Here is a 9,738-nt window from a genome sequence, read left to right as displayed (position 1 = left end):
CCACGGCCTGCACCTCTTCCTGAGCATCATCACCTGCGGCATGTGGGCCATCACCGGCTGGCCCATCGCAGCCGCCATTGGCCGCCGGCGTACCGTGCGGGGGCCGATGCCGCCGTACTACCCGCCGCCGTACTACGACCCCAACACGCCGCCACCCCCACCACGCCGATACGGCGGCTTCTGACGGCAGTTGGGTGCATACTCGAACTGCTGCCGAGACAAGGCCCGAACCAGGTGACTGGATCCTCCCGCTGAGCGCAGGCGGGCAGTGGCCCTCGGAGTGCGGTAGGCGACCTGACGGGCGAGATGGTCGGCGCGTAGGACCCCAGTCAACCCCCCGGACTGGGGTCCTTCTGCATATGCTGGACTCCAAGTGAAAGGGGCCCAGCATGGCAACACCACTTACCGCCGATCGTCTCGTAGCCGCCCTCCGCGCCGAAGGCGTCAAGGTCGTCGAGCACCCCGGCTGGCGAGGACACCACCGCAACCACAAGGGCCCCTGGGGGCCCGTCCACGGCGTGATGATCCACCACACCGTCACCGGCCCGAAGGTCAACGGCGTCCCCATCTGCTTCACCGGCTACGCCCAGCTTCCCGGTCCGCTCTGCCACGGCGTCATCCGCCGCAACGGCGAAGTCCACCTCATCTCCGACGGCCGCGCCAACCACGCCGGCGGCGGCGACCCGTCGGTGCTGGCCGCGGTCATCGACGAGCGGTACAACGACCGGCCCCCCGCGCCGCACCAGCACGACGGCTCCGCCGGGGCGGTCGACGGCAACCGGTCGTTCTACGGCTTCGAGTGCGAGAACCTCGGGGACGGCAGGGACCCGTGGCCTGCCGCGCAGGTGGAGGCGATCGTCAGGGCGTCGGCCGCGATCAACCGCGCGCACGGCTGGGGCGCCAAGTCCGTCATCGGCCACTCGGAGTGGTCGGACTGGAAGAGCGACCCGCGAGGTCCCGACAACGTTGTCAGCATGCCGGGCCTTCGGACGCGCATCGCCGACCGCCTCGCACACCCCGCGTCCTGGACCCCCGGCGCCAGCATCCCCAAGCCCCCCACGGAGGACGACATGACCACCCCCGGCGAGAACTGGTCGTACCGCAACGCCAAGGCCGACGCCGCGTCCGTCGCCGCCGGACTCGGCCACATCCCCGACGCCTACGGCTACCTCGTCCAGACCCACCGCATGGTCACCGGACTCGTCGCCAGCGTCGCCGCCCTGACGGAACGGATCGCCGAGCTGGAGGAGCGCCAGCAGTGAGCGCCCCCGACCCGGGCATCTACATCAGCCCAACCCAGATGTACACAGAGGTGAGAGGCCTGGCTGAGGTGGTCGGCCGTATCGAGGGCAAGCTGGATCAGGCCCTCCGCGAGAACGTCGACATGCGCGGCGACATACAGGACCACGAGAAACGCCTCCGCGACCTCGAAGCCGAACCCAAGGCCTCCGCCATCAGCGCCCGCGTCGAAAAGGTCGAGCATCAAACCTGGCGCAGCGCCGGCGCCTCCGCCGCGATCGCCGCCGTCTTCATGCTGGCCGGGCAGGTCTTCCTGCCGATGATCCTCCGCTGAGAAGGGAGCACCCCTATGTCCACCCCGGAGCCGTACCCGTGGGTGCGCCGCGACACCGAACGCGGCCAGGCCTACGCCGCGTTCCGCGAGTACCTCACCCAGGGCCCCCGCCGCACCGTCATCGCCGCCGCCAAGGAAGCGGGCATCAGCTCGGACTCCGCCTACGAGCTGTCGAAGCGGCACGACTGGCAGGCCCGTGCCACCGCCTACGATCAGCACCTGGCGTCCGCCGCCACCGACGGCCTCGCCTCGCAGATGGCGTCCGCCCGTGACGACAACCTCGCGTTGGCGGACAAGCTGCGCGGGCACCTGTCCGACCGGCTCGACGAGTGCATTGCCCAGCGCGACGACCCCACCGTCCGCTGGTCCCAGGCCCTCGCCGCCATGGTCCGCCTGGAGGAGCACGCCTTCCGGCTGAAGGACGACCCCAAGGCGTCCGCCGCCCGCGACCGCGTCCAGACCCTCATCGAGCGGTTCGAACGGATCACCAACACGTGATCGTCGACCCGGCCGAACTCGCCGCCCTCACCCCCGCCGAGCTGGAGCAGCTCGCCGAGGGGCTAGAACGGCTTGTCCTCGACCGGGAAGCCGGCAAGGTCCCCTGGCTCTGCGACCGCGAAGGCTGCGACGGGCGCCCCCACCCCGGACGCCCCGGCGCCCACTCCCGCGCCAACCAGCGCCCACCCGCCGGAGACGACTGGGACTGGTGGCTGGCACTCGCAGGCCGCGGCTGGGGCAAGACCCGAGTCGGCGCCGAGTTCAGCATCGAGCAAGCCCGCCACCTCCCCCGCGGCGCGCTCATCGCCCCCACCGCCGCCGACGCCCGAGACGTCATGGTCGAAGGCGACTCCGGCATCCTCGCCTGCGCCCCGGCCACCTTCAGGCCCGTCTACACCAAGAGCCTGCGGAAGCTGGAGTACCCCAACGGCTCCATCCAGATGCTGTACTCCGCCGACGAACCGGACCGACTCCGCGGCCCCCAGCACCACTACTTCTGGGCCGACGAGCTGGCCGCCTGGCGCTACCTCCAACACGCCTGGGACATGCTCCAGATGGGCATGCGCCTCGGCAAACACCCCCGCGGCTGCATCACCACCACGCCCCGACCGCTGCCGCTGGTCAAAAAGCTGCTGAAGGACCCCCGCTGCGCCGTGGTGCGCGGCTCGACGTACGAGAACCTCGACAACCTCGCCGAGACGTTCCGTCGGTCCGTCATCGACCGGTACGAGGGCACTACGCTCGGCCGGCAGGAGCTCGACGCCGAGGTGCTCGAAGACCTGCCGGGCGCCCTGGTGGCCCGCGCCCTGATCGACCGGTACCGGGTCCGCCCCGACGAGGTGCCCGAGCTGGTGTCCATCGTCGTCGGCATGGACCCCGCCGGCACCGGCGCCGGAGACGAGACCGGCCTCGCCGTCACCGGCTGGGGCGTCGACCAACACCACTACGTCCTCGCCGACGTGTCCGGGCGCCGGACCCCGGACCAGGCCGCACGGGCCGCGTACGAGGCGCTGGAGGTCCACGGCGCCACGCTCGTGGTCGTCGAGGACAACGGCGGCAAGGACTGGATCGAGACCGTCCTCAAGCGCGTGTGGCGGGACATGCACCCCGGGTCGACGAGCCCGCCGCCGATCCGCCGCGTCAACGCGAGCCAGGGCAAGAAGCTCCGGGCGCAGCCGGTAGCGATGCTGTACGAGCAGGGCCGCGTCCACCACGTCGGCTCCCTTCCCGAGTTGGAGGACCAGCTGACGACGTGGATCCCCGAGGAGACGCCCGGCTCCCCGGACCGCATCGACGCCCTCGTTCACGCGGTCACCCACCACATGAAGCGCGACCGCGGTACGCGTACCGAGCTGGTCAACCCGCACCGTGCCGCGGCGCGCCCGGGACGCACGGCACAGCACCCGGCACTCAAAGCTCGCGCGCAGCGGGCATGATGGGATGGAAATGGAAACGTATCCGCTTGTGCTGATGGTGGTGATGGCGCTGGCCACGGCCCGCGTCACCCGACTCGTGACCCGCGACCGCCTTCTTCAGGCGCCGCGGCGAGCTGTCCTGCGCGCCCTCCCGGACGACCACCTCCTCGCCTACTTGGTGGTGTGCGACTGGTGCGTGTCCATGTACGTGGGTGCGCTCGCGGCCGTGGGTGGGGCGTGGGCGGGGTGGTGGGACTGGTGGCTGGTCCCGGCCCTCGCGTTCGCGTACTCGCACGTGACCGGCTGGCTAGCGTCTCGTGAGGGTGAGGGCTGATGGCGATCTTCCGCAGGCGCAGGGAAGGCGGCCCCCTCCTCCCCGAGACCGCCGATGCGTCGGTTGCCCCACGGGCTATCACCGCTGCCGCCATGCCGATGGCCGGCCCCGGCGTGAAGCTCGCCGACCGGGCCCGGAAGCAGTCCGCCAACTCGGACTGGCAGCGGCAGGGCTGGTACTACTACGACGTGATCGGCGAGCTGCGGGCCCCGCTCGTATGGATCGCCAACGCCGTCTCCCAGGCCGACCTTCACGCCACCGAGCTGGACCCTGCGACGGGGAAGCCGACTGGGCTGTCGGAGAACCCGACCGCCGTCCAGGCCGCATCGCTCGCGCTCGGCGGCGCGGCGAAGCGGGCCACGCTCCTCAAGGTGCTGGCCTTGTGCTGGCAGGTGCCCGGGGAGGCGTGGGTCATCGTCCGTCCCCAGGGCCAGGGCAAGCCGGATGAGTGGATCGTCCTGCCGCCGTCGAAGGTCAAGTCGAAGGGCTCTGGCGCGGATGCGTCGTGGCAGTACACCGACCCGAAGACTGGCGTGGAGGTGCCCTTGGCACCCCAGGCGCGGCTCTTCCGCGTGTGGTCCCCGCACCCGGCGGACTTCATCCAGGCCGATAGCGCGGTACGCCCCGCACTCCCCATCTGCCGCGAGATCGAGAAGACCTCCCAGACCCTGGCCGGGCAACTCGACTCCCGCCTCGCCACGGCCGGCGTGTGGCTCGTCGCCGACGAACTGGACCTCCCCAAGGGGGAGCACGAGACGACGGCGCTGGCCTTCATGGACGAGCTGCTGTCCGTGGCTGAGACCGGGATCCAGCAGCCCGGCACTCCAGCGGCCGTCGTCCCGGTCGCCTTCAACGCCCCTGGCGACATGATCGCGGCCGGGTCCGCGCTCGCCTTCGTCGACTCGTCCACCACGTTCGTGCAGGGCCTGGACGACCTCCGTGACAAGGCCCTTGACCGGCTCGCCGCCACCCTCGACATGCCCAAGTCCGTCGCGGCCGGGTCACAGGACGAGTCGAACCACTGGTCCGCCTGGCAGGTCGAGGAAAGCACGTACAAGATCTTCATCGAGCCGCTGCTGCGCGAGCTCGGCGACGCTCTCACCGAGCAATGGTTCCGGCCCGCGCTCGTCGCCATGGGCATGAGCCCCGATCAGGCGGCCCGGTACGAAATCGGCTGGGACACCACGAACATCGTGGCCCGTCCGGACGACCGGGAGACGCTGGAGTCCCTGTACGACAAGATCCTCATCTCCGACGAGTACATGCTGTCGGAGAACGGTATCCCCGAGGACGCGATGCCGGACGAGGCGGAGCGGGAACGACGCCTGCTGGAGAAGCTGGTCATCTCGTCGCCGGCGATCCTGTCGGAGCCGGGTGTGGCGGAGGCCCTGGGCATGCCGCAGCTCGCGGCGGGGCAGGCGTCGGCCGTGGCCGAGCAGCCTGCGGTGGAGGCGCCGGAGGAGCCGCGTGCGTTGCCGTCCACGCAGGGGACGGAGCCGGAGCCTGAGCCGGTCCCGGACGGGTTGACGGCGGCGGCCGAGCTGCTGGTGTTCGATGCCCTGTCGCGTGCGGGCGGGCGGCTGCTGACGCGGGAGAACCGGGGGCAGTTCGCTTCGACGCCGAAGCATGAGCTGCACACGAAGCTGGAGCCTCCGCGTGACGACCTCGGGCGCCTGCTGGAGGGTTCCTTCCAGTTCGTCGGCCCCGTGGCTGAGGCGTTCGGCCTGTACGAAGGCACCCTCCGCGCCGTGCTGAAGACCTACGTCCGCAACCGGCTGTACACGCGTGAGCCCCACAACCGGACCGTGCTGACCAACATGCTCACCGAGGCCATGCGGTGACAACGTTGCCACCCGATGACGGGCTACCCCAGAGGCTGAGGGCGGAGGCGTTCATCCGCGAGGGCGAGCAGCGGGTTGCCCGCACGTGGTTCCGGTCCCTGACGCGCTGGCTCGACCGCGTCCGCCCCGCCGTCCTCCGCGACGGCGCGGTGGATCCTGGGCGGGTCTCCGACCATCAGCAGTTCTGGACCGAACAAGTCGACGTCGAGGTCATGCCCGTAGTCGACGGCATCCTTCAACGGGCCGCGCGCCGTGTCCGCCGGCCTGGCGTACCGCCCACGGACGCGTGGGTGCGGGAGTACCTGAATGAGGCAGGCAACCGGCTCGTGCGTCTGCCGGATGAGGTGTACGGGCTGATTGTCGTGGAGCTGGAGCGTGGGATCCGGGAGCAGGAGTCCATCCCGGACATCGCGGCGCGGGTGTCGGCGGTGTTGACGGCGACGGGGTCGGAGCGGTGGCCGCACCGGGCGGTGACGGTGGCGCGGACGGAGACGATCGCCGCGGTCAACGCGGGGGTGTTCCGCAGCGCGCAGCTGGAGGCGGCGGACCGGGGGGATCCGGCGCCGTTCAAGCAGTGGATTGCGACGGCGGACAAGCGGACGCGGGACACGCACCGGGACGCCGACAAGCAGCGGACCCTTTTGACCGAGCCGTTCGTCGTCGGCGGCGCCCAGCTCCTCTTCCCCGGGGACCCGCGCGGCCCGGCCGGAGAGGTCATCAACTGCCGGTGCTCCCTGATCCCGGTGGTGCTCGGAGAAGAGATCGACTGGACAGACAGGCAGGATCCCTGATGGCAAGAACCTGGAACGCGGTGCTGGCTCGGCTGGGTGTGCCCACCGGCGACGGCCGCATCATCGACCCGGCAGGCGGCTCCAGCCGCGACCTGCCGCTGCCGCTCATGTGGCAGGAGCTGTCCGACGACGGCCACGGCGGCAGCCGCGTCGTGGGCCGGATCGAGACGCTGCGGATCGCGGACGGCATGGTCACCGCAACCGGCAGCATGCTGGAGGACATCCCCTACTCCGTCACCGAACAGCTGGAGGCGGGCGTCGTGGGCCCGTCGGTGGACCTCGACGACATCGAGTACGTGATGGACGAGGCCGAGCGACTGATCATCACCCGGTGGCGGGTCGCCGGGGCGACGCTGGTCAGCATCCCCGCGTTCGCGGACGTGTCCCTCACCCTCGACCCGCTCCCCGCCGAACCCGTTGACGAGCCGGAGCCGAGCGAGGACCACATGGAGGAGTGGCTGTACGCTTCCGCGCGCCCGGAAGCGCTCCCCCCGACGGACTGGTTCCAGCGCCCCGACGTCGACCGACTCACCCCCCTCACTGTCACCGACACAGGCCGCGTCTTCGGGCACATCGCCGGGTGGGACACCTGCCACGTCGGCCTGCCCGGCTGCGTCACCCCGCCCTCCAGCCCGACCGGCTACACGTACTTCCACGTCGCCGAGCAGCGCACCTCCGACGGCGCCACGCTGCCCGTGGGCACGCTCGTCGCCGGACCCCGACACGCGGACGCTCAGCTCGCGTTCCGGGCCGCGCAGGAGCACTACGACGACCCGGCGGCGGCCGTCGCCCGGGTGGTCGCGGGCGAAGACGAGTTCGGCATCTGGGTCGCTGGATGGCTCCTCCCCGGCGCCACGGCGGAGGCCCTGGACGTGTTCCGCTCGTCGCCCGTGTCCGGCGACTGGCGACGCGTCGGCGGTGCCCTCGAACTCATCGGCGTGTGCTCGGTGAACACCCCGGGCTTTCCCGTCCCGCGCGCGCGGGTGCATTTCGCGGCCGGCGCCCAGCGGGCCCTCATCGGCAGCTTCGGCATCACACCGCAGCAGGAGAAGCGCATTGTCGAACCGGCACTCTCCCCGGAACAGCAGGAGTTCCGAAACGCCTTCCAGACCTGGGCAGACGCTCGCGCTCGGTGGGCGTGGGCCACGGCAATGACGACGGAGGACTGACATGGGCTGCAACTGCGGCGGCAACAAGACGCTGACCGACTACCAGATCACCTACCGGGGCGGCGGCACCGAGACCGTCACCCACGAGCAGGGCGGCCTGGTGAAGGTCCGCCAGCTCCTCGCGAAGAGCCCCCAGGGCGGTACCTACCAGGCCGTCACCCGCAAGGCGTAACACGCCGTACAGCCGGGCGGCCCTTACAAACCGCCCGGCACGCGGTACCCTGCACACAGCTTCGATGCTGGCGGTGGGCCGGTCGACGCAGACGAGACACATGTCGTTCTGCCGACCGGAAGGAGACCCGCCATGGCAGAGCAGACCCCGGAGAACACCGAGTCGAACGAGCCGGTCACCTTCTCCATCACCGACGCCACCGACGAGCAGCTCCTCGCCGAGTACAGCCGCGTCAAGGCCGCCGGGACCGAGCTGTCCGGGAAGGCCGATGCCGACCCCGCCGAGCTGTCCGGCCTCGCCACGCAGCTTCAGGAGCTGGCCGCCGCCATCACCGAGCGGAAGACCGCCGCCGAGGCCACGCAGGCCGCCCGCGACGCGTTCGCCGCCGCGCCCGACCTGACGATCCCCACCCAGGTCATCCCGGCCCCCGCCGCCGAGACCCCGGCCGTCGAGGAGCCCGCCGTCGAGACTCCGCCCGCGCAGGTCCCGTCCGTCTCCCAGATGGCCGCCCAGACCACCATGCCGCAGACGCCCCCGGCCTCCACCCCGCGTCACGACAAGGTCGCCCTCCGCTTCAGCGCCGACGCCGCCGGCGTCCTCGGCCGCAACGTAGGCGAAGAGACCGACACCTACGCGCTCACCGACGCCAGCCAGAAGCTCTTCAAGCAGTTCGGCAACTCCCGAGTCGGCGGCGGCATCCGCGCCGAACGCGCCCTCGGCCAGCTCCACCGCGAGCGCGAGTTCCGCGTCTCCGGCGACCGCAACACCGACGCCCGTACCCTCAAGGACCTCACCGACTACCGGCGCCGCCTCCCCTCCATGCAGGAGTGGGAGAAGTCCGTCAGCGACGCCAACAGCCTCACCGCCGCGGCCGGCTGGTGTGCCCCGTCGGAGATCCGCTACGACCTCTGCTCCCTGTGGGAGCGGGACGGGTTCATCGATCTCCCCACCATGGGTGCCCCCCGCGGTGGCGTGCAGTACTCGAAGAACTACCTGTGGCGCCAGATCATGGACGCCGGCCTCACCAGCTTCACGAAGCTGACCGAGGCGCAGGTCATCGCGGACACCCCGAAGAACTGCACCGAGCTGCCGTGCCCGACCTTCGAGGAGCGGCGCCTGGACGTCGCGGTCACCTGCATCACCGGCAGCTTCCTCCAGGACGTTGGCTACCCGGAGAACGTCGCCAACCTCGTCGACGGCCTCCTCCTCAAGCACGAGGTGGAGATCAACCGCGACATCATCAGCCAGATCGTCACCCAGGCCGGTGCCGCGATCGTGATCCCGCCGCAGGGTGCGACCCCGGCGCCCGGCTCCGGCCCGGACACGTCCGCCGTCGCCTCGTTCCTCGCGGGCGTCGACATCGCCGCGATCGACATGCGGTACCGCGAGCGGATGAGCTTCAACCGCATCCTCGAAGTTGCGGTCCCGCAGTGGATCGTGGCCCAGTGGCGTGCGGACATCTCCCGCCGGAACGGCTACTTCAGCGACCCGTTCTCCGCCGCAACCACCGCGGAGATCGCCCGCTGGTTCTCCGCCCGCAACCTGCGCCCGCAGTTCCTCCGCGACTGGCAGGACGCCCAGTCCGGCCTCGCAACCGGCCCCGGCGACATCACCGCCCCCATCACCCCGATCACGTCGCTGCCGACCACGGTCGACTTCCTGATCTGGCCGGCGGGCGCGATCGTCCTGCTCCGCGAGGACGTCGTCACCCTCACCAACGTGTACGACAGCACGAACCTCAAGCAGAACCTCTACACGGCCCTCTTCACGGAGGAGGGCTACGCGCCGATCTTCCCGTGTGGCGAGGTCAAGCGGTACACCGTCAACGCCTGCCCGTCCGGTGCGACCGCCGACCAGGTGTGGACGTCGTGCGCCGTTCCGGCTGCCGCGGCGTGACCTACCCCGTGATCCGGGCCGCCCGCCCACCTGTCGTCCGGGCGGGCGG

Annotated in this window: 10 protein-coding genes and 1 pseudogene; all 11 read left to right on the top strand. The window is 70.9% G+C overall.

The window, feature by feature from the left end; all coding sequences use genetic code 11:
• Positions 1–184 (top strand): annotated as a pseudogene (locus IG98_RS52200) (hypothetical protein); the annotation flags it as partial.
• A gap of 205 nt (positions 185–389) precedes the next feature.
• Positions 390–1,262: a peptidoglycan recognition protein family protein gene (locus IG98_RS0141405; protein ID WP_084196031.1), complete on the top strand. Its 873-nt coding sequence runs from the start codon at positions 390–392 to the stop codon at positions 1,260–1,262.
• Positions 1,259–1,573 carry a hypothetical protein gene (locus IG98_RS46015; protein ID WP_037972693.1) on the top strand — a complete coding sequence of 105 codons (315 nt, stop codon included), beginning with the start codon at positions 1,259–1,261 and terminating at the stop codon, positions 1,571–1,573. The genes IG98_RS0141405 and IG98_RS46015 overlap by 4 nt, the downstream gene beginning before the upstream one ends.
• A 15-nt stretch (positions 1,574–1,588) precedes the next feature.
• Complete coding sequence (locus IG98_RS0141395) at positions 1,589–2,071, top strand: hypothetical protein (protein ID WP_030684311.1); 483 nt, start codon at positions 1,589–1,591, stop codon at positions 2,069–2,071.
• Complete coding sequence (locus tag IG98_RS0141390; protein WP_063766379.1) at positions 2,068–3,507, top strand: terminase large subunit domain-containing protein; 1,440 nt, start codon at positions 2,068–2,070, stop codon at positions 3,505–3,507. The genes IG98_RS0141395 and IG98_RS0141390 overlap by 4 nt, the downstream gene beginning before the upstream one ends.
• 10 nt (positions 3,508–3,517) lie before the next feature.
• A complete protein-coding gene (locus tag IG98_RS0141385) occupies positions 3,518–3,820 on the top strand; it encodes a hypothetical protein (RefSeq protein WP_157594824.1) in 303 nt (100 codons plus the stop codon).
• Positions 3,820–5,661, top strand: coding sequence for a hypothetical protein (locus tag IG98_RS0141380; RefSeq protein ID WP_030925534.1), 1,842 nt, complete (start codon positions 3,820–3,822; stop codon positions 5,659–5,661). Before IG98_RS0141385 ends, IG98_RS0141380 begins: the two co-directional genes overlap by 1 nt.
• On the top strand, positions 5,658–6,452 hold the full coding sequence (locus IG98_RS0141375; RefSeq protein ID WP_030684303.1) for a phage minor head protein: 795 nt from the start codon (positions 5,658–5,660) through the stop codon (positions 6,450–6,452). The genes IG98_RS0141380 and IG98_RS0141375 overlap by 4 nt, the downstream gene beginning before the upstream one ends.
• Positions 6,452–7,621, top strand: coding sequence for a hypothetical protein (locus IG98_RS0141370; RefSeq protein WP_030684301.1), 1,170 nt, complete (start codon positions 6,452–6,454; stop codon positions 7,619–7,621). The genes IG98_RS0141375 and IG98_RS0141370 overlap by 1 nt, the downstream gene beginning before the upstream one ends.
• A gap of 1 nt (position 7,622) precedes the next feature.
• Positions 7,623–7,793, top strand: coding sequence for a hypothetical protein (locus IG98_RS51545; protein ID WP_157594823.1), 171 nt, complete (start codon positions 7,623–7,625; stop codon positions 7,791–7,793).
• Between the two features lie 132 nt (positions 7,794–7,925).
• Positions 7,926–9,689, top strand: coding sequence for a major capsid protein (locus tag IG98_RS0141360; RefSeq protein WP_030684299.1), 1,764 nt, complete (start codon positions 7,926–7,928; stop codon positions 9,687–9,689).
• Positions 9,690–9,738 lie beyond the last annotated feature (49 nt).

The organism is Streptosporangium amethystogenes (assembly GCF_000721075.1).
In the GTDB taxonomy this organism is placed as follows: domain Bacteria; phylum Actinomycetota; class Actinomycetes; order Streptosporangiales; family Streptosporangiaceae; genus Streptosporangium; species Streptosporangium amethystogenes.
This window is presented reverse-complemented; position numbering and strand designations above follow the sequence as displayed.

Excerpts from the sequence above, each read along its gene's own strand:
- IG98_RS51545 (WP_157594823.1), top strand. The coding sequence starts at position 7,623 with ATGGGCTGCAACTGCGGCGGCAACAAGACGCTGACCGACTACCAGATC.
- IG98_RS0141405 (WP_084196031.1), top strand. The coding sequence starts at position 390 with ATGGCAACACCACTTACCGCCGATCGTCTCGTAGCCGCCCTCCGCGCC.
- IG98_RS0141385 (WP_157594824.1), top strand. The coding sequence starts at position 3,518 with ATGGAAACGTATCCGCTTGTGCTGATGGTGGTGATGGCGCTGGCCACG.
- IG98_RS0141370 (WP_030684301.1), top strand. The coding sequence starts at position 6,452 with ATGGCAAGAACCTGGAACGCGGTGCTGGCTCGGCTGGGTGTGCCCACC.
- IG98_RS0141380 (WP_030925534.1), top strand. The coding sequence starts at position 3,820 with ATGGCGATCTTCCGCAGGCGCAGGGAAGGCGGCCCCCTCCTCCCCGAG.
- IG98_RS0141395 (WP_030684311.1), top strand. The coding sequence starts at position 1,589 with ATGTCCACCCCGGAGCCGTACCCGTGGGTGCGCCGCGACACCGAACGC.
- IG98_RS0141360 (WP_030684299.1), top strand. The coding sequence starts at position 7,926 with ATGGCAGAGCAGACCCCGGAGAACACCGAGTCGAACGAGCCGGTCACC.